The following is a 19,970-nucleotide window of genomic DNA, read 5'->3' as shown; positions in this document are numbered from 1 at the left end:
CAGTACAAGCCACCAATTGGACGAGGACGTGTAAAGCGCATCGCCATCCATCTTTGCCACGCCCTCGCTCCCACAACCAGAACCCGAATCACCCGCTTCGAGCGCAGATCGGCGATCTGCGCCGGGTTTCGGGCTTGGCCAGCGAATGCTGCCCGGTGGTGCTGGTCAATCGTGCCGCCTGTCACAGCTCGTACCGTTGCCCTGCACCAGCCGCGCCGTGCTCCCCATCCAGTTCCGGGCAACGTATGGGTGCGCCGCGGTTTCATCACTCTTGCCAGTACAAGCCACCAATTGGCCGAGAGCGTGGAGAGCGCATCGTCATCCATCGTCGCCACGCCCTCGCTCCCAGAGCCGACAACTAAATCACCCGCTTCGAGTGCAGATCGGCGATCTGCTCGTCGCTCATGCCGAGAATCTCTTTCAACACCTCTTCCGTATGCTCACCGAGTTTCGGACCGAGCGAGCGAATGCTGCCCGGTGTCTCCGAGAGCTTCGGCACCACATTCGGCATGATCAACGTCTCCCCCAGGTCTTCAGCATCAATCGCAACCAGATTACGGCGTGCGTGGACGTGGCGATCACCGAAGAAGTCAGCGATGTCGTTCAGCGGTGCCGCCGGGGTAGCCGTGGCGTAACAGCGCTCAAGCACTTCAGCGCGGGTCAGCGAGCTACACCAGTCACGCACAATTTCGTTCACATCACTGGCATGCGCCAGCCGTACTTTCTGGTCGCCATAGACACTCGACGACGCCAGTTCGGGGCGTCCCATCGCATTCGCCAGGCGGGCAAACAGCTTATCGGTCGCACACGAGATCGCCACCCATTTCCCATCTTTGGTTTGGAAATGGCCGTGAGGACAGGCAAACTCGTTGTAGTGGGAACCGTGGCGTTCACGCACCTTGCGATACATCCCGTAGGCCGGTACCAGCTCATCGCTACAGCGGAAGACCGATTCGTAGAGGGCGGCATCAATGTACTGTCCGCGTCCGGTCTGATCACGGTAACGCAGCGCCAGCAGCACACCGATACAGCCGTAAAGACCGGTCATGTAGTCGGCGAGCGTCGTTGACCCCGGCGTCACCGGTGTTCCTTTCGGCATCCCGGCCAGATACGCGATGCCGCCGACGGCATGGGCAATCCGGGCGAACCCCGGTCGATCACGGTACGGTCCGGTCTGCCCATACCCGGTGACCCGCAACATAATCAGGCGCGGGTTGATCTTGCTCAGCACATCCCAACCCAACCCCCATTTTTCCAGCGTACCGGGGCGAAAATTTTCGCACAGCACATCGGTATGGGCGATCAGCTCTTTGAAGACCCGTGCCCCTTCGGGATGTTGCAGGTTGAGCGTAACCGAACGCTTGTTACGCGACTCACTCAGCCAGGTCAGCGTATCGCCGCGTGCGGTCGGCGTCCCAAAGCGGCGCAGCGCATCACCACCGATAGGATGTTCTACTTTCAACACATCGGCGCCGAATTCGCCCAACATGGTCGCACAAAAGGGCGCAGCGATCACCGTCGCGGCATCGATAACGCGAATTCCGGCCAGCGGCAACGTTGTGGTCGTTCCATCCATTGCCTTCACCTCATCAGGTATTGTTACAGCATATGTGATCGGGATGGCTAAATAATCTTGCGACTGCGCAGATGCTTGATCTCTTCGGCAGAAATATCGAGCAGCTCGCGCAACACCTCATACGTGGCATTCCCCAGCGGTGGGCCGAGGTTGGTCACCCGTCCCGGTGTTTCTGATAGTCTGGGGATCACGTTCGGAACCACCACTTCGCCGATACCCTCGGCTTCGATACAGGCAAAGTTACCGCGAGCCAGAAAATGTTCGTCGTTGAACATATCGGCGATGCTGTTGAGTGGGCCAACGGGAACTTCTTTCTCCAGACAACGCCGCATCACCTCGTCGCGCGTCAACGAACCGACCCATTCAATCGTGATCTGGTTCACAATGTCGCGTGCTGCCAGCCGTTTGCGTTGATCGCCGTACAGTTCCGGCGAAGCCAGTTCCGGGCGCTCCATTGCTTCGGCCAACCGTTCAAACATCTTGTCGGTGGTACAGGCAATCGCAACCCACTTGCCATCCTTCGAGCGGAAATGACCATGCGGAACGGCAATAAAACTCCCGGCCCCTTCGCGTTCACGAATCTTGCCGAACAGACCATAAGCCGGCGCAATCTCATCCAGAATCCTGAAGACCGCTTCGTAAATCCCGACATCGATCAACTGCCCGCGTCCGGTCTGCTCTTTGTGGCGCAGCGCGATCAAAATCCCGATGGCCCCGAACAGGCTGGCGATATAGTCGCCGAGCGGTGCCGTTCCCGGCAAGACCGGCGTTTCGCCGGGAAACCCGGCCAGGTACGAAAGACCACTAAAGGCGTGGGCGATATGGGCAAACCCCGACCGCCGACGGTACGGCCCGGTCTGACCATAGCCCGACACTCGCAGCATAATCAGGCCAGGGTTCGTCGCCTGCAAAACAGGCCAGCTCAAGCCCCATTCTTCCATCGTACCGGGGCGAAAGTTTTCAATCAGAATGTCGGATTTCGCGACCAGCTTCAGAAAGAGAGCAACGCCCTCTTGCTGGCGCAGATCAATCGTGACCGACTTACGGTTACGGGCCTCGCTCAGCCAGGCCAGCGTGGCATCATGGCGGGCAGTTGCGGTGCCGAAACGACGCATCGGATCACCAGCCAGCGGGTGTTCGACCTTGAGAATTTCGGCGCCAAACTCACCCAGGATAGAAGCAGCATACGGGCCGGCCAGAAAATTACCTACATCGATAACCCGAATACCACTCAACGGCAACTGTTCCTGACCGGTACCCAGAGCGCTCATCGGATCACTGTCTGGTGGCCTTGATTCTGCGTGTACTGATGGTTCTTCTCCTGTGGGGGGTATCTCGCTTGTCCCGGTGACCTGTCCTTCTAACACCTTCGTTGGCTGACTGGTTGATCTGGTCAGGCGTGACGCTTTTGCCATTCCTCTTCCCTCTCCTTGCCGTAAACAAAAAGAATACCCGCAGCCACCATTGGCTATGCATGAGGCCACCATGGCCGCAATGGCTCATCCAAAACATGGATCATGGAGTCGTGTATTCATACCATAGCATAAAAGCGAAACATGCGCAATTGTCGGTTTCTAAGAGTTAACTATGAGTTAATGTTAGTAAATACTTGCACCTCCTGCACAATTTGCGATGGTTATACGTGGGTTATGCATAGTATAATAGACCTGTTCCACGTACCAAACGTATCAATATTGCAAACAAGGAGGTCAACCGACCATGAGTAGCGCAGATTGGATGGCCTGGATTGGGCGTACTGAGCTGGTGGAAGATGATATTTGTCTGGCCCAGGCGATTGCCGCAGCAGCAACACTTGAACCGCCATCGGGAGCGCCAACTGCGGATAGTCCGCTTCCTCCGCTCTGGCACTGGTTTTACTTTCTGCCCCGTGCTCCACAATCACAGCTTAGCAATGATGGTCATCCACAGCGTGGTGGCTTCATTCCACCGATTCCTTATCCACGCCGCATGTTTGCCGGTGCCCGCATCCGCTTCCATCACCCGCTGCGCATTGGCCAACCGGCACGCCGTGAAGGCGTGATCCGCAACATTACTCAAAAAAGTGGTCGTAGTGGACCGCTAGCGTTTGTGACGGTTGGCTACCAGATATACCAGAATGAGATACTTTGCATCGAAGAAGAGCAAGATATCGTGTACCGTGAACCGGGTGCACCGGTAGCGGCTCCCACGCCGGTAGAGTTACCACCAGCGAACGATGCGATCACTCGTACTGTTGTGCCCGATCCACGCCTGCTCTTCCGCTTCTCAGCTCTCACCTTCAACGCACACCGGATTCACTACGACCGACCATACGCTCAGCACGAAGAGGGCTATCCGGGCCTGGTCGTTCATGGCCCCCTGGTAGCAGTCCTACTGATGGAACTGGCCCGCCACCATACATCTCGCCCGATTGCTGGCTTTTCGTTCCGCAGCCAGGCCCCACTCTTCGATCTGGCCCCCTTCCGCCTGCTGGCCCGCCCCAACGGCGACCGCATCGATCTGGAAGCACAGGGTCCCGATGGAGCAACGGCACTCAGTGCGACGGCTGAGTTGGGAGGATAGGAGATAGGAGATAGGGGATGGGAGGGAGGAGGCAGAGATGAGGAAAGAGAAAAAAGCAGGAGGATATTGCAACCGGTCGCCCCGCACCAACCTGCCGGGTCAGGTGAGGCTACGCACCGGCGTGCCCGGCCTCTTCCCCACCGCCGCCAGGCCAGCTCCGCTGGGGCTTCCACGTCGTGAGGTAGGGTTTCAACCCGCTAAACCGTGAACCCGCCAACCCGCCGGCTGACCGAACCCGCCATCCCCTACCCGCCACCAGGCTAGAACTTATTGCATAAAAGCTGTGCGGTCGTGCGCCCAGACAATCGCACAGGCTTATGCACGCTTGTCAGTCACCAACGACAGCATATCTTGATCCCGGACTGGATTGAGCGCCTTGCCCGCTCATCATGCCCGTGTCGTGCGGTGTGGAGTGCGGCAGCCACGCTGCCGCAGCAGCCACGCTCACGATCCAGCACGTGGCACACCGCTCCCCGTCCTGGTCACCGGGGTGCTGGATGGGGTGCCTTCCTCGCTCATCATGCCCGTGTCGTGCGGTGTGGAGTGCGGCAGCATAGCTGCCGCAGCAGCCGCGCTCACGATCCGGTGCGTGGCACACCGTTGACAACACCATCATGGAATTCGGTCAGTAATGATGAAATTAGGTTCTAATAGCCTTGCACACTCGGCGTGCGCGTGTCACAGCATTTGGCGGGCAACCCTCAGTCAAAATGCGCTGGCTAACACGCCTTACGCCGCATCACAATACCCTGGAATATCCCGCTGATTTCCCTTCCTTCACACGTGTTCAGGCGCAGACAGCATCGATGAGTAAATGCCTGCGGAATATTGTGAACGTGGGCACCAGTTTACGAAACCGATTATTACCCTTTGCAATCAGCTATACGCCACACCATTGCACTGGTTGATAGCAGATGGATCAGGCGACAATTCCTGGTTGTTATATCTTAACAAATATTCTCTGAGGTAATGATTATAATTCAAACATCGTAATTTGAGATACGAATAAACAAATAAAAACAATAGTAAGAAAATATTTTTACTAGAATATTTTTTAGTACATAAACTTATTGATTTTGGTGCCTTATACATCTTTCCTGGTTATAGTTTTATCGGGGTGACGTTTATCAAATCTCAGCCTGCGCTGAGGGGAATTCCGTTACCCATGTTCGTCCCGTCATCAGTTCCCCTATTTAATCGCATCTGACACAGTTGGATCACAAAACCATCGTGAGGAGGGCTTTGCATGGAACCGGAAATGCAAGCGTTTGTCGATTCGTTGCGCCACAACCTGACCGCCGAGGATGTGGTCAACCTCGAAGCCTGCATGGATTGCAAGATGTGCGGCGAGGCATGTGCATGGTACCTGGTGACCGGTGATGAGAAACTTCATCCCACACATAAGACCAGTCTGATTCGCCAGATCTATCATCGCTATATGACGGTGGAGGGGCGCATTGGGGGTGTATTGGGGTTAGTGCCAACTCCCACGGTCGCCGATTTGCGAGAAAATATGCAATACTTCTGGGCGTGTACTGCCTGTGGACGTTGTACACTGGCCTGTCCATCCGGGATTAGTATTCGCCGGATTGTTCGCCTGGCCCGCGCCGCATACGCCGATTCTGGTCTGAGTCTCGCCAATCCTACCATTCGGTCAATTATCGAACATACTGATCGACATCGACACAGTTTTGGGTTAACCATGCCCCAGGTCATCGGTCGCGTCGGTCTGTTTTTGCGTAGCGAGAATTTGGAGGTGCCGGTTGACGTGCATGGTGCTGACATGCTCTTTGTGTGCCCGGCAGCCGGTAATACGAAAATTCCTGATTACGGAATTAAACTTATCAAAATTCTGAATGCGGCTGGTGTGAGCTACACCATTTCGCCCTATGTGATTGATACCGGCACTGAGATTGACCATATCGCTGTTCATCATAACCTTTCAAAGCAAATGTTAGAAGATTGGGAACAGGAAGCGGATCGGCTGGGCGTGAAGAAAATTCTGCTCGTAGAGTGTGGCTGCGATACCCGTACCCTTTACGCCGAAGCCTCTGAAACCCTGGGTCGGCCTTTCCGTTATCCGATTGTTAGTGTTGATGCGCTGATGCTTGAGTTGATCAAGCAGGGACAGCTACCGGTTGAAAAGACTCACCTGAAGGTGACACTGCACGATCCCTGTTATGCGACCCGTCTTTCTGGTTTAGGCGATCTGTCCCGTGAATTATTACATCTCGTCACCGACAATTTTATCGAGATGACTCCCAACCGCGAACACAATTATTGCTGCAATGGTGGTGCCGGTGGGATGCGATTACCGGAAAACACCGAGACTCGGCGCAAGATTTCGATTCTGAAGGCCAACCAGATTCGCGCCACCAATGCTGTATACGTGACATCACCGTGCGTGGTGTGTACGCTGTCACTGGAAGATACCTGTCAAACCTACGGCTTGTCACCGCAAGGCGAACGCATGGCATTAGTGTTGTTTGAGGTTGTTTATGCCGCAATGGAGCAGGCGCTTGCCAAACGAGGTGAATTGGATCGGATGCGCATTCCGGCCGAATTACAGAATCGCGATCACGAGTTTTTCGTTGCGCACAGTATTGAGGGTCGCCTGTCAATGTTGATGCAGCTTCCCGAATTTCCAGCCCTCCTCGATTGGCTTGAGCAAGATGATATTGTCAGACGATTCAGCAAGGATCATCCTCACGTGTACGAACTGTTACAGGCATGGCGTGAAGTCGTAACCGCACCAAAACAGCGCTCAACCGCCGTCGATTAGTATGTTCGCTATTCGTAAATAGAGGTGTTCTATGCTTATCACGTTACTGAATATTATTGCCCCAATTGCAATAACCGTCTTCGTGATCGGTGTTGGCTTACGGCTGGGCCGATTCGTTCGGGCATTACTGACGAAGCGCCGTTTTCGGGGCATATCACCAACATTCGAGTCGCCACCGCCACGCCTGGGCTTTTGGCCGTCATTAGCTGCGGTTCTCTTCGGGCCGTATCAGCACTTTTATCGTCGCGCCAATCCCGTTTGGGGACGAGGCTACCTGGCTTATCACGTTGCGATTATCACTGAGGTGATCGGGTACTCGATTTCGGCACTCATCGTCTTCGGAAACATCTTACTCGGTCGGCCGATACCGGATGTGGCGTTACACCTTGAGCACAGCTTCAACTATACGCCGGCCAATCTGCTGGCTATTATCTTCGGCAATGGCGAAGAGCTACAATCACGCTTTCTTTTCGGTGATTTTGCTCCCTACTTTGTGGGTATTACCTGGGTGGCAGTCATGTTCGCCGTTATCGGTAATCTTCATCTGATGATGGTTTTACTCCGCAGATGGAGCGGCGCGGTAGTGAATGATATTGATCCTCCGGCCCATCGTATTCGTACTCCAGGACGGCGACCGTTTGATCGGGTCTTGATTCGGACAATCATCTTCTGCATTATCTGGACAGAATTGCTGGCCCGGTTGCAGCTCGTTCCCGGTATCGTGTATGTTCACAGCCTGCTCGGTCTGGCCTTGTTTACCCTGTTGCCCTTCACCTACCTGTTCCATATGGTCTACAACTTCCTGGCGATCTTCTACGCAACCCGACGGCGCATGGCGCGTACCATTGCGTAGCTGATGTTTTCAACGGGCAACACCTGCAATACAGGTGTTGCCCGCTGTACGCGAGGAATCCTGTTGGTGTCTGCGCGGGCAAAAGCTGTTTCTACCCCTCCTCACACACCCGTCCGGCACCAGCGTAAATATTGAACGAGCTTCCCCGCAGAAAGCCGATCAGGGTCATATTAAAATGCTGGGCCAGGGTGACCGCCAGGGTCGAGGGTGCACCAACGGCGGCGACAATCGGAATCTGGGCCATCAGCGCCTTTTGCATGATCTCAAAGCTGGCCCGGCCACTCACCAGCAGTACGGATCGCCGCAGCAGTTCCAGGCGACCGCCGAGCAGATGATCGCCGATCAATTTGTCAACGGCATTGTGTCGGCCAATGTCTTCGTGGAGAGCGTAAATTTGACCGTCAAGCGAGATGAGGGCGGCAGCGTGTAAGCCACCGGTTCGGCTGAAGAGTTCCTGTGCCTGCTGTACCCGTTGATCGATCCCGGCCAGCACCGAGCAATGGACCTGCAGGGTCGGATCGTTGATAAGCGGTGTGCAGCCACGTATCCGCAGGGCTTCCAGCGACATCTTCCCGCACACGCCACACGATGACGAGACGAAGAAGAGGCGGCGGATATGATCGAGGTTGAGGTCAAGCTCTGGCCGCAGCGTGACGATCAGAGTGTTGAACCGCGCCTCTTCATCGAGATCGGCATCAACGCAGTAGCGAATAGTCACGATGTCGTAGCGATCACGCACGATCCCTTCGCCGAACAAAAATCCGGCGGCCAGTTCAACATCGGCGCCCGGTGTACGCATCACTGTCGCCAGTGCAATACTCTGCGAATTACCCGCTGTTGCCAGGCGAATCTCCAGCGGTTCTTCAACAACGACAGTGTCTTTGGTCTGTTGCCAGCGCCCATCGCGTACCTTCAGTATCGTGCGGCGCCGGGTGCTTGCTCGCGTTATCATGCAGTATGCCCCGCGTTAACGCTGCTCCTGAAGCACTGCTTCAGTGATCGGATGGATGCTAACCAGCGCTTTGTAAGCCGGCACACCTGCCCCCGGGTCGCGCTGATGGGCATCAATCAAGACGTTACCCTCCGGCCAGTGAACCTGGATGTTGCCCGATTTGAGCGGTGCAAATTTAATTCGTGCCCGCATCTCACCGGCCGCTGAACGTAAGGTGACCCAATCCCCTTCCCGAACACCGAGTGTGGCAGCGTCAACAGGGTTGATGAGCACATCATCGCGCAACGCACCGTTGAGCGGATCGCGTTCATCGTGGATGAGCGAGTTGAATTGCTTGCCACGGCGAGTCTTCAGCACAAACATACCAGGTGGTAAAGCAGCTTCGGGTGGCATCAGCGGTGTAAAAACCGCTTTTCCACCAGGTGTGGCGAACTGACCATCGCGGCACAGGATGCGCCCACCCCATTGGATATGATCGCCGGCCTGGTGCAAATGCTGAATCCCGTTGTACTCAGGGACAATCCGGGCAATTTCGTTCCGAATCTGCTGACCGTCGGCGAAATGGATCAGATGCGCCTGTTCCGGCTTCGTTCGTTCCGCCACGCTAAGCAAAATCTCCCACTCACTACGCGCCTCGGCAGGTGGTGGAGCAAGGTACGGTGAGAAGATGATTTCGCGTTCAGTTGAGGTTTCGGTTCCACCATCGCGCTGCTCGTAGCGGGTGGCCGCCGGCAGCAAGATGACGGTGTCTGCCGGTTCAACCAGCATCTGCGTGGTGAGCACAATATCCTGGTGTACGCGCAATGCCGGTCGGCTCAGGGCAGTGCGAATGTAGGCGGGATCGGGCATCGTGTCGAGAAAGTTCCCACCCACCGCATAGAAGACATCGAGTTCGCCGTTGTAGGCGGCATCGAGCATGTCGCCACAGCTCAGCCCTTTCCATTCCGGCACTGTGAAACCCCATTGTTCGCCGAGCCAGTGCGCGGTATCGGGTGTGATCGGTTTGCCGCCGGGGAAGGTGGTAGCGGTGCACCCCATCTCACCACCACCCTGTACCCCGCTGTGGCCGCGAATCGGCATCACCCCACAATACTCACGTCCGATGAAGCCACGGGCCAGGGCCAGATTCAGGATCGCTTTCATATTCTCTACCCCGTACTCGTGCTGGGTGATCCCCATGCTCCACACGAATACGGCACTCTTCGCCTGGGCCAGCGCCTCGGCAAAGGCCAGCATCTCGCCGCGCGTTGCCCCACTCGCCCGCTCCAGATCGTCCCACGACTGCTGAGCCAGCGCCGCTTGTACCCCCTCAAAGTTGCGCGTATGCGCGGAAATGAAGTGCCAATCCAGCCAGTTACGCTCGATCAGGTGCTTGAGCGTCCCATTCAGGAAGGCAATATCACCGCCGGTGTGAATCTGGAAAAAGCGATCAGCCATGCGGGTGCCGAACAACGCACTTTCAAAGACACTTGGCACCCAATAGCGTTCCAGACCCGGTTCGCGGTAGGGATTGATGACGAAGATACGGGTGCCGTGTTGTTTGGCATAGTAGAGATATTTGGTCGTTACCGGCTGATTGTTTGGCGCATCACTGCCGATGAAGATCAGCAGATCGGTGCCAATCCAATCACGGTAGCTACAGGTTGACGCGGCTACCCCCAACACCTGCTTCATCGCCGTGGTACTCGGCGCATGGCAAAGACGGGCAGCGTTGTCAACGTTGTTCGTACCGAGAAAGCGCGCCACCTTCTGCGCTACGTAGTAAGTTTCATTCGTAATCCCGCGTGATGTCAGGTAAAACGCTATCCGGCGTGGATCGGTGTTGCGCAGCCGGGCAGCAATCTCGTTGAGCGCATCATTCCAACTGATCCGCCAAAATCCGGCTTCTCCGCGTCGGCGCAGCATCGGATACGGAAGACGGCCCAGAGCGCGTAGTTCACGTCCGTTCAGGCGTTGTAAGCCGGCTACATCATGCAGATGACGAATGTCGAGCGGTGGCATCGTGTTTAAACGCAGCAGATTGAGCCGCACCGTGCAGAGATGCACGCCTTTCATGGTGAAATCGCGCAAACCGGTTGTCCCCAACGCGCAACCGTCGCAGACACCTTCGTGCAAGATACGCCATGCTTTGCCGAGATTGTCGCGATTTTCCCAGATAGTGCGCACGATCTCCCAGTAGTGGTTCGGTTTGACATGGCCCAGACCGTTGGGTACCAGACTAACCCACGTTGCGGGATTCCAGCTCCGTCGCTTCATACTGCCTCCTCGCGGTTTACCTTGTGAGGGGATACTAAGGGTATTGTACCAGCAAATACGCGCACGGTGGTAATGCTTGCCGAAACAAATAAAATCGTGCGCAATCGCCGTTGGTGACACCAGGCGTTCCGCGAGATGTTGGATAGCGTGTCATGCCTTCTAACCAGATGTGATACGACACGCCGTGATAGCAGTGCTGTTGTGGTGACTCCCGCGCCTGTAACCTCCGATCCTGTGCGGTGCGAAGATTACCAGTCGGTCATAGCAGTGCTGTTGTGGTGACTCCCGCGCCTGTAACCGGAACGATGACCCTTACGCTGAGTCAATGGTCTCTCGTGTAGACTGAACAGCGAGCGACAATGTCGGAGCCGGCGCACCACATATCCCACACCCCGGCGGATCACCGGTTGCCGGCACCCACAGATTGCAATGCGGGCAATGAAAACTGAGCACCCGCGGCACCGGCGTTGGGGAAACGGGAAGAGGTCGCAATGTAGTTCGTAAACCGGCGTGGTCGACAGCACCGAGCAATGTCGCTTGTTCGACCCGATCACCGGCAAAGAGCAGGTCAAGCACCATGCCCGGTGCCAGTAAATGGCGAGCGGTGATGTTTACCAATGCCGCATCATCAATCGTGATCGTCTGCTCTGGGCCGTGATCCGGCCACGGTTGTACCGCCAGCGTGACGGTCTCGCCAGCAAAGAAACCGCCGACATTCAAAACTTCTCGAATCACAACCCGCATGAAGCTATCTCCTGTGCCGAGTCGGTCATCAGACCAACCACACCCATGACCCGTTATGGATGCCTCTCTTACAACCCGGCAATCTTCGTCGCCACCGATTGCAAAGCACCGGTATCATCTTCAGTCAACCCGATCTCGGCCATCGCCTGAGCTGCCGCTTGCACCAACAACGACGCCGGTGCGGCAGGTTGGGGTGTTGGACGCGGCGGTGTTGTATCTGTTTCAAACACCGGGGTCGGGTCCCAAAGCGGATGCGAGCGAATGCGTTGTGGTGGCGCCCAACCATACACCTTTGCCAGAAACTCGATCATCGCCTGTGCTGCACCGGCCAGCGTATGTTCGGTGGCAACATAAGTCCGCGCCCGCGCTCCCAGCGCGGCTGCCAGCGCCGGATCGGTGAGCAGACGCCGACAATAGGCGATAATGAGATCGGTTTCACTCTCGTCAACATCAACCTGCGCCGCTACATCGGGGGGTAATTCGCAAAACGCATCCACGGCGCTCACCAGGGTTGGCTTCCCTGCACCGAGCAGGCGGAGCAGGCTGGCACTGGTTTCGCCAGCGGTAGGATATCGTAGATTCAGGCAGACATCGGTAGCAGCTACGTAGTCCTCAAATTGCGCCCGCGCAACGTAGCCGGTGATGGTCACCGCCTCTTGCAGACCAAGACGCTGGATAACGCCTTTGAGATCATAATTCGGCGACACCGAGCCAACCAGCAGACAATGCACATCAATGCCGTCACGACGCAAGCCGGCCACAGCGCACAGGGTTGGTTCGATCCGCTTCCAGGCGTTGATATGGCCAAAGCTGGCCAGTAGCGGTTGATCGAGTGGTAAACCGAGTCGCTGCCGCGCAGCAATCCGGTCGATTAACGGCGGCAGCGGCACCCCCATCGGCACATAACCACAGAGCAGGTCTGGGCGAGTTGCGGTCACGCGCCGCAACAGGTAATGGCTATGACCGATCACCGCTCTGGCTGCCGCTAACACGTCTTCGTTGCAGGGAAAGGCAAACGCCGCTTCGCTGAAGCGCGAACGGATCATCAGTTGGGCAATATGCTCACCGTCGGCACCGTAGCGCGCACGCATCATGGTCACGTAGCGCTGGACATCGCGCTGAACGTTGGCCGCGTACCAGAGCATGAAGTGATGGAGCACAAAATCGTGCAACACTATCACGCCGGGCACGCGCTGCGCCATCCGCCAGATACCGGCGTGGGCCGGACTGTTGCCCATATGATAGATGATCGCATCGAACTGTCCACGCCGGGCCATGCGTTCAAGCTGGCGTATCGGCTTGATCGGGAAGTGTTTCGCCAACAGAGGATTGGTTGGACGTAAACCATCTTCAACGAAGAGCGTCAGTGCGGCATACTGCGCAAGATACGGCAGCAGCTCCTCACTGTAATCAGAGATCCCTGAAGGAGCGGGATTGACCGGTGAGCAGTAGGCAATGCGCAACATCATGCTCGTTCCACCAATGCCGCCACCAGCTCGCGACAGAAGGCCGGAATATCGGCTACAACACGTCCCCACACCAGATGACCATCACGGAACGCGGCTTCATCAACCCATAGCGCACCAGCGTTGATCAGATCGTCTTTGATGCCGGTTGAGCCGGTAGCCGGACGACCACGCACGATACCGGCAGAAATCGCGATGGAACCCCCGTGACAAATGATCCCGATCACCTTCCCGGCGGCGTCCATTGCCCGCACCAGATCGGTTACCACCTGATAGCGACGCAATTTATCAGGTGCCCAACCACCGGGGAGCACAAGACCAAACAAATCATCGGCGCACAATTCGGCAATTGTCGTGGTTGGCGTAATCTCTAACCCATTCTTTCCCCGCACCGGATGCAGATCGAGTCCGGCGGCCAGCACCTCTGCCCCTTCTTCCTGCAAGCGCATCAACGGCACGTAGAACTCAAGGTCTTCTACCCCTTCTGCCAGCAGAATAGCGATCGGTTTTCCTGCCAGTCGCATAGCGGTTCTCCCTCGTCAGTGTAAGGGTCTATCTCAAACCCATGGATACTTCATTATTCAGGCAAGATCTAACGACCCGTCTCAACCAGTATAGCAACTTCCCTATTCCCAGACATCAAGCTGAAGACAACGACCTGCCAGCACCCGGCCATTGCCGCACACAGTTGCCGCCCGCCGCCTTTGCAGCGTACAAGGCTTCACCGACGCAATTCATCAATTCGACTGCATTGCGTGCATCACGCGGGAACGAGGCTAATCCGATAGAAATTGTTACCTGAAGATCAAGAGTACCGGGGCGAATGACCGATTCCACTACCGACAGCCGCCACTGCTCTGCACGCTGCAACGCTGTTTCAGGAGCCACCCGTGGCAAGACCAGAAGCAGTTCATCACTACCATAGCGGCAGAAAATGTCACCGCCACGCACCTGACGCCCAATCAGGCCGGCCAGGTGTTGGAGCACGGCATCACCGAGTGCACGACCAAATTGCCAGTTCACTTGTTCGAGCTGGTCAATATCGATGAGCGCAACACTCAGCACAATCTGTTCACGGTCGGCCCGGCGCAGTTCGCGATCAAGCGTCTCGTTGAGATAACGCCGGGTATACAGACCGGTGAGTGGATCGCGGATCTGCTCGTTCTGCAATCGCACTGTCAATGCCTGCACCTGCGCACGTGCTTCAGCCAGGTGTTGGCGACGGGTCTGATCAATCTGCCAGCGAATGTTTGCTGACGTTATGGCCCGCGTCAGACACAAAGGCTGTAACTCGGCGACGGTCAATACTTCATGCACACCCATCTGCAATACGTGAGCAACGCCGGCAGTATCAACCACCACTCCAACCAAAGGCACCTGTTCGGCATATGCTGCCAGCCCTTCAGGTATCTGCTCGCGCAGATCGATCAGGTTAGGTTGACCGGGTGTCACTGTGGAAGCCGCTACTATCTGCCAGCCAGAACCCAGGCGGGCACTGAGTTGAGTAATCAGTGAGCTATCAGTCGTGATAATCGGTAGAAATGAAACGGCTGATGCCATACAATGCCCCACAGTCTATGAACTATGACAACGATAGCACAACTCGCCACGACCGACAAGCAGGGGCGGATTCAGAACCCACCCCTACAGATGGTAAATCCCTGCCTCGGACATGCGGTGAACCGTGATTATCCACACCCTCTACGATGAATGATGGGCGCTGTCTTGATGATTACAGATGAACGGGTTCTGTAGGGGCGGGTTTTGAACCGCCCCTACAGACGATGCATGCACATGTTCAGATTGCTATACGCGGGATACGGTGAACGAGGAGTATGACAAGGTACGTCTTGCATCGCATGTTATGCTTTGTATTGTTCAGAGATGCACAGACTGCATTCTGCATAGCAACAGAGGTGACCCATCGGTCGCATCTGCTGCTGTGTACACGCGTGACTCAGGGCAAAATATGGAACAACGTCTCAATTTCTCACCTTACGTTCGCTGTGACAGCTGGCGCCGTGCCCAGGCAGCGATCAAGACAAGCGGCAACCAGACCGGCGTCCAGACCAGGAACACAATCACAGCATTTGCCAGAGCCTGGCCGAGCAGGATCAGATTGCGCAGAGCGATACGGGCCACCTCTAGCGGTTGCCAGGCGTCCTCTTCAATGATCGGTGTTGGTGGCGGTACCGGCAGGAGTTCAACCGTAATTGTTGACATTGCCGCGCTCTGTTCGAGATACTGCATCCGACCCTTTATCCGCTCAATCTGCTCCTGAATCTCGGTGAGAGATTGATTCACCATCAGCGCCTCATTAACATTCTGGGCACGGGAGAGCAGATTGAGGAGACGGGCATTCGTCGCTTCAAGGTTCCGCAACCGTGCCTCCAGATCGACGTATTCTTCAGTGACATCGCTGCCACTGACACTACGGCGCAACACGTTGCTGGCCAGACCCTCTGCATCACGCAATACTGCCTCAAAATGCTCAGCCGGCACGCGCAAGACGACCGTTGCCCGTAGCTCTTTCCCGCTTCCATACGTTTCGACACTCGCAACAAAACCGCCAAGTGCTTCTGCTTTTTGCCGTAATGCCTGTTCGGCAGCCAGAACATCGGCGACTTCCAGCGCCATGGAGGCGTTTTTGATGATCAGACGCTGCGCAATCGCCTCACTGCCTGTCGCTGCTTCTCCACTACTTACACCTCCGGCAAACGCAGCGGTGCCTCGTTGGGCAAGAACCGGCGCACCGCTCAACATCGGTTCATGCGTTGGAATCGGCATATACGCTGGTTCTTCCAACATCATTTCTCCAGGCTGACCAAACAACACCACAGCGCCACCAATCAGTAGTACGATGAGCCCGATGATGAATGCGACCCTGAAGCGTTTTAGCCTGTCCATCTTAATCCTCCTGCACGGCATGTACGTTACACCGCTTTTGGAAGATGGACGTAGACGGGATGGTTAAAGTTCCCCTAATATCAAATCTGGCATTATCGAGATATAGCACGCTACCCACCGATCAAAACAGACCCGCCCCTGAGCGCAGACATGCAGCACTGGCGTTCCCGCTCCGCACACCATGGGATCATACACCGGCATGGATACTGGTTCGAGGCGGGCACATATTGGAACGTTTTCGGTTGCAGGTGCTTTGCGGAATAACACGCCAGCATGGATTCCGGTTCGAGGCAGGGTTGCGCGTGGCGCAGGGTTTGGAGTGCGGCAGCGTGGCAGCCGCAGCAGTCGTGCTTACGATCCGGCGCGTGGTGTAGCGGTACACCTACTGGTGATGGTCATACCGGGTGGTCGCGTCGTGCGTAATGGATGGAATGAGTGACTGGAACAGGACGAAGTAAGGTAACACACCGGCGCAGGCTTCCAGCCTGCGCTACGGAAAGCCACCTCGATGCTGCGCTGCCGGCACGGTAGAATGATCTGCCATGGATGTCTCCAGCGATGAAGATTTGATATAAGGCGGGAGGAGCAATCATCTTGCCAGCCGCCAATCCGCCACTCCAGCTATGCAATCAAACGATTCAAACTTATGGCAATGTAACTAAACACTATCACCCCGTAATCGTTAACAGAACACGTATGCAATCAAACGATTCAAACTTATGTCAATTCAACTCGCTTCGCAACCTGCTGCACATTCCCCAGACAACACGATCCTTGTGGATTGCGTATATCACACGCACATTGATCGGCGGCAATACCGGCTTTAATGTCAGCAATTAATGCTGCCCGCTCCTCTGGCGAAGCCTGTTGGATGTCGCCAACCCGATGCTGAAAACAGTAGCACACCAATACATCTGGACGTTCTGGCTCTTTCTGATACACTCGCTCACGGATCTGGTCTATAGTTAGCGTCTGACCATTATCGGCGGCAAAATAGACCACCGGACAATGTTGTGAACGGCAAAACCAGAAGGATGACGCCTGAATCTGGCGCAGGCTAATCGCCACCAGCGCCTTCACCGTCTGCAAATCTACTCGTTTACCAGATGAACCACACGTCGGACATGATGCAGTCTGTCGCTGGGGGGCATTCAATTCACACGTAGCCGATCCTGCTGCCGGCGAACATTCGCATAGTGTAGTCATACCCTTCCTCCTGCACAGGTGTTACTTGATCGCAACAACACCATACACCTTCCAGCAACTGGAAGGTCAAGAGGGATAGATAGTGAAAAAGCATATCGTGTTGCAGATTGTGTGTAAGGATTTGGTGTTTCTTCGTTCAATGTTTTGGAGTACAATAAGCGATGTGTCAGTTCTATTTCTATTGCCGGTAAAGGCAGTTCTCCGAGCACAGGTGATGAACAGCGGAGGTGTGCCCTCTGCACCACACATACATGAGAGAACTCTCGATTGGGAGCACAGGCATGGCGTCTCTTCCCTTCGTGATGATCTATCTCATCCCGGCAATCATCGCGACCGGGCTAGCGATAGTCATGTGGCAACGTCGCTACTATCGAGGAGGACGTCCCTTTACGCTCCTGCTGGCAGCGATTGCCTGGTGGAATCTCTGTCATGCGTTGAGCATTGCCGATACGACATTTGAAGGGACACTCTTCTGGTCATTACTCCAAAATGTGGGGATTGTGCTGATTGGGCCATGCTGGCTCTTGATCGCGCTGGCATACTCTGGAGAGTGGTGGCGCGTTGATCGCCGGATCCGGCGCGGTATTTTCATCCCCGAATTGATTGCGCTGATCTTCGCCCTTACCAACAACCTGCACTACCTTTGGTGGTCTACAGTTGTTGCCGATACGTCACGACCCTTCCTCTGGCTCTCGGTTACCCGTGGGCCAGCCTTCTGGTTTCATAGCGTCTACGCCTACGTCTGTCTGGCGATTGGCATTATCATTCTCTTCCGTGCCTCAGCCCAGGCCCCACCGGTACATCGCTACCATTCCCGGCTAATGCTGGCAGCAGCCCTCATCCCGGCAGTCGGCAACATCGCCTTTCTCAGCGGCCTCAAGGTGCCGTGGAATGATGATCCGACACCGATTTTGCTCCTCATTTCCGCAGCCCTGGCGATGTACACGACAATGCGTTATCAGCTTTTCGATCTGGCGCCACTGGCCGAACAGGAAGTGATTGCCGGACTGCCTGATGGCTTAATTGTGCTCGACAGCCGTGGTCTGGTGGCCGAAATCAATCAGCACGCACCACGATTATTAGGTATCCAAAACGGTCGCTGGATCGGCAAGTCACTGACCAGCCTGATCGTTGATTCACCGTTTGAACGGGATTTACAGCGGCTACTCAACACGCCGGTGACAGGACCAACCCGGCCTGTCATCTGCGAAAATGGCACACAGGCGATTGAAGTGCGCCTCCGCCCACTCCAATCGGCGACTGGCATTGCCACCGGCTCATTGCTTTTGATCCGCGACATCAGTGAGCGTATTCGCGCTGAACAAGAGCGCGCACGTCATATTGCGGCTTTGCGTCTCATCAACAGTATTGCCCGCAGCGCCAACACCGCCCAAGAGACTTCCACCTTGCTTAAGACGATTGCACACATTATCGTGCAGGAGGGTAATTGGGAACGGGTATCGATTGGTCTGATTGATAACGCACAGAACATCCATGTGACGATTGATTACACAGCGGCAGGCTATGGCCGATTACACGATCAAGTGATCAGCGGTGTCGCCGCCAGTACCTTGATCGAGCGAATTCAACATGGCAGACCCGAACTGATCAATTTGAGTGAACTCACTATTACCGATCCACTGGCTGCAACCATGCAGCAAGAAGGGCTGCAATCGTTACTACTGGCTCCCCTGCGTCACGATCAACAGGCGGCAGGAATTTTGGGTCTGGCCTCGAGTGAAACCAAGAGCATGACGCCAACCCTTACTGAACTAGTCATTGCCATTGGTGAATTGATTACCGATGCGCTCATCAGGATTCAGCTCTACGAACAGGTTCAACGTGCAGATCGGCTCAAAACTGGCTTTCTGGCTACCGTTAGTCACGAACTCCGTACTCCGCTTACTACCATCATTGGCTACACCGATATGTTACGCCGTGGTGTCCTGGGTGAAATGAGTCCCGAAGTCCAGGAGACATTGCATTATATGCGCCAGGCCAGCCTCAATCTGATGCGTCTGATTAGCGATATTCTTGAGTTCTCGCGGATGGAAGCCGGTCAGTTGACCATCGATATTGAACCCGTACCGGTGCCGGTCATTGTGCAGAATGTGGTTGGTCAGATGCAACCCCAGATCCGCGAACATCAGCTTCATCTTATGGTCAACATTCCACCTGAGTTACCAATGGTTCAAGCCAATGCCGGTCGTCTCGAACAGGTTTTGATCAATCTCCTGAGTAATGCGATCAAGTTCAATCGCCCGCAAGGACTGATCGAGATCAAAGCTGAGACTCGTGGTGAGTGGGTACGCATCAGCGTGCGCGACACCGGCATTGGGATAGCCCCTGCCGACCAGGAACGGATTTTCGAGGAGTTTGAGCGCGTCAAGCAAAAGAACGGACAGGCAGTCAGTGGGGTTGGTCTGGGACTGGCGATCTGTCGGCGGCTGATCCAGCATATGGGCGGCAAGATCGGGGTCGAGAGTACACCCGGCGAAGGATCGACCTTCTTTTGCGACTTGCCAATTGTGCCGGTATCGCGTACTGTTGGGGCACAGGCCGACGTATGACCGTACCCCCGATTCTGTTTTAAGCCGTCATCTCTCTCGCTGCCAGGCAGCGGCCACTCCTAACGCACCGGGCGTTACCCGGATTGTCGTCGTGGC

14 protein-coding genes and 1 pseudogene are annotated in these 19,970 nt (G+C 55.6%); 4 read left to right on the top strand and 11 right to left on the bottom strand.

The annotated features are described in order from the left end of the window. The 3 genes and pseudogenes from VAE57_RS13425 to VAE57_RS13415 form a co-directional block, all read right to left on the bottom strand. Positions 1 to 335 (bottom strand): annotated as a pseudogene (locus VAE57_RS13425) (hypothetical protein); the annotation flags it as partial. Between the two features lie 23 nt (positions 336 to 358). Further along, entirely contained in the window at positions 359 to 1,576 is a 1,218-nt protein-coding gene (locus tag VAE57_RS13420; RefSeq protein ID WP_322822380.1) for a CoA transferase, read from the bottom strand. A 47-nt stretch (positions 1,577 to 1,623) separates the two neighbouring features. Next, complete coding sequence (locus VAE57_RS13415; protein ID WP_416208457.1) at positions 1,624 to 2,847, bottom strand: CaiB/BaiF CoA transferase family protein; 1,224 nt, start codon at positions 2,845 to 2,847, stop codon at positions 1,624 to 1,626. 448 nt (positions 2,848 to 3,295) lie between these two features. On the opposite strand from VAE57_RS13415, the gene VAE57_RS13410 reads away from it, so the two are divergent. The 3 genes from VAE57_RS13410 (at position 3,296) to VAE57_RS13400 (ending at position 7,773) form a co-directional block, all read left to right on the top strand. After that, a complete protein-coding gene (locus VAE57_RS13410; RefSeq protein ID WP_322822378.1) occupies positions 3,296 to 4,138 on the top strand; it encodes an acyl-CoA dehydrogenase in 843 nt (280 codons plus the stop codon). Between the two features lie 1,246 nt (positions 4,139 to 5,384). After that, on the top strand, positions 5,385 to 6,920 hold the full coding sequence (locus VAE57_RS13405; RefSeq protein WP_322822377.1) for a (Fe-S)-binding protein: 1,536 nt from the start codon (positions 5,385 to 5,387) through the stop codon (positions 6,918 to 6,920). Positions 6,921 to 6,951: 31 nt separating this feature from the next. After that, positions 6,952 to 7,773 (top strand): hypothetical protein, encoded by an 822-nt coding sequence (locus tag VAE57_RS13400; RefSeq protein WP_322822376.1) that lies wholly within the window; start codon positions 6,952 to 6,954, stop codon positions 7,771 to 7,773. Between the two features lie 91 nt (positions 7,774 to 7,864). On the opposite strand, the gene fdhD is transcribed toward VAE57_RS13400, so the two are convergent. The 8 genes from fdhD to VAE57_RS13360 form a co-directional block, all read right to left on the bottom strand. After that, entirely contained in the window at positions 7,865 to 8,725 is an 861-nt protein-coding gene (gene fdhD / locus VAE57_RS13395) for a formate dehydrogenase accessory sulfurtransferase FdhD (RefSeq protein WP_322822375.1), read from the bottom strand. A gap of 15 nt (positions 8,726 to 8,740) precedes the next feature. After that, positions 8,741 to 10,981: an FdhF/YdeP family oxidoreductase gene (locus tag VAE57_RS13390; RefSeq protein WP_322822374.1), complete on the bottom strand. Its 2,241-nt coding sequence runs from the start codon at positions 10,979 to 10,981 to the stop codon at positions 8,741 to 8,743. 312 nt (positions 10,982 to 11,293) lie between these two features. Beyond that, complete coding sequence (locus tag VAE57_RS13385) at positions 11,294 to 11,725, bottom strand: hypothetical protein (RefSeq protein ID WP_322822373.1); 432 nt, start codon at positions 11,723 to 11,725, stop codon at positions 11,294 to 11,296. A gap of 68 nt (positions 11,726 to 11,793) precedes the next feature. Continuing rightward, positions 11,794 to 13,194, bottom strand: a complete 1,401-nt coding sequence (locus VAE57_RS13380; protein WP_322822372.1) for a glycosyltransferase family 4 protein — start codon at positions 13,192 to 13,194, stop codon at positions 11,794 to 11,796. Next, on the bottom strand, positions 13,191 to 13,715 hold the full coding sequence (locus tag VAE57_RS13375) for a type 1 glutamine amidotransferase domain-containing protein (RefSeq protein WP_322822371.1): 525 nt from the start codon (positions 13,713 to 13,715) through the stop codon (positions 13,191 to 13,193). The genes VAE57_RS13380 and VAE57_RS13375 overlap by 4 nt, the downstream gene beginning before the upstream one ends. A 115-nt stretch (positions 13,716 to 13,830) precedes the next feature. Then, entirely contained in the window at positions 13,831 to 14,751 is a 921-nt protein-coding gene (locus VAE57_RS13370; protein ID WP_322822370.1) for a GGDEF domain-containing protein, read from the bottom strand. Between the two features lie 435 nt (positions 14,752 to 15,186). Then, positions 15,187 to 16,098, bottom strand: coding sequence for a DUF4349 domain-containing protein (locus tag VAE57_RS13365; RefSeq protein WP_322822369.1), 912 nt, complete (start codon positions 16,096 to 16,098; stop codon positions 15,187 to 15,189). Between the two features lie 717 nt (positions 16,099 to 16,815). Then, positions 16,816 to 17,304 (bottom strand): putative iron-sulfur cluster-binding metallochaperone, encoded by a 489-nt coding sequence (locus VAE57_RS13360; protein ID WP_322822368.1) that lies wholly within the window; start codon positions 17,302 to 17,304, stop codon positions 16,816 to 16,818. 281 nt (positions 17,305 to 17,585) lie between these two features. On the opposite strand from VAE57_RS13360, the gene VAE57_RS13355 reads away from it, so the two are divergent. Further along, positions 17,586 to 19,874, top strand: coding sequence for a histidine kinase N-terminal 7TM domain-containing protein (locus tag VAE57_RS13355; RefSeq protein WP_322822367.1), 2,289 nt, complete (start codon positions 17,586 to 17,588; stop codon positions 19,872 to 19,874). Positions 19,875 to 19,970: the final 96 nt, after the last annotated feature.

It is taken from the genome of Chloroflexus sp. (genome assembly GCF_034434295.1).
In the GTDB taxonomy this organism is placed as follows: Bacteria; Chloroflexota; Chloroflexia; order Chloroflexales; family Chloroflexaceae; genus Chloroflexus.
Note: the sequence above shows the minus strand (reverse complement) of the source record. Positions and strands in the feature narration are given on the sequence as shown.

Excerpts from the sequence above, each read along its gene's own strand:
- VAE57_RS13420 (WP_322822380.1), bottom strand. The coding sequence starts at position 1,576 with ATGGATGGAACGACCACAACGTTGCCGCTGGCCGGAATTCGCGTTATC.
- VAE57_RS13415 (WP_416208457.1), bottom strand. The coding sequence starts at position 2,847 with ATGAGCGCTCTGGGTACCGGTCAGGAACAGTTGCCGTTGAGTGGTATT.
- VAE57_RS13410 (WP_322822378.1), top strand. The coding sequence starts at position 3,296 with ATGAGTAGCGCAGATTGGATGGCCTGGATTGGGCGTACTGAGCTGGTG.
- VAE57_RS13405 (WP_322822377.1), top strand. The coding sequence starts at position 5,385 with ATGGAACCGGAAATGCAAGCGTTTGTCGATTCGTTGCGCCACAACCTG.
- VAE57_RS13400 (WP_322822376.1), top strand. The coding sequence starts at position 6,952 with ATGCTTATCACGTTACTGAATATTATTGCCCCAATTGCAATAACCGTC.
- fdhD (WP_322822375.1), bottom strand. The coding sequence starts at position 8,725 with ATGATAACGCGAGCAAGCACCCGGCGCCGCACGATACTGAAGGTACGC.
- VAE57_RS13390 (WP_322822374.1), bottom strand. The coding sequence starts at position 10,981 with ATGAAGCGACGGAGCTGGAATCCCGCAACGTGGGTTAGTCTGGTACCC.
- VAE57_RS13385 (WP_322822373.1), bottom strand. The coding sequence starts at position 11,725 with ATGCGGGTTGTGATTCGAGAAGTTTTGAATGTCGGCGGTTTCTTTGCT.
- VAE57_RS13380 (WP_322822372.1), bottom strand. The coding sequence starts at position 13,194 with ATGATGTTGCGCATTGCCTACTGCTCACCGGTCAATCCCGCTCCTTCA.
- VAE57_RS13375 (WP_322822371.1), bottom strand. The coding sequence starts at position 13,715 with ATGCGACTGGCAGGAAAACCGATCGCTATTCTGCTGGCAGAAGGGGTA.
- VAE57_RS13370 (WP_322822370.1), bottom strand. The coding sequence starts at position 14,751 with ATGGCATCAGCCGTTTCATTTCTACCGATTATCACGACTGATAGCTCA.
- VAE57_RS13365 (WP_322822369.1), bottom strand. The coding sequence starts at position 16,098 with ATGGACAGGCTAAAACGCTTCAGGGTCGCATTCATCATCGGGCTCATC.
- VAE57_RS13360 (WP_322822368.1), bottom strand. The coding sequence starts at position 17,304 with ATGACTACACTATGCGAATGTTCGCCGGCAGCAGGATCGGCTACGTGT.
- VAE57_RS13355 (WP_322822367.1), top strand. The coding sequence starts at position 17,586 with ATGGCGTCTCTTCCCTTCGTGATGATCTATCTCATCCCGGCAATCATC.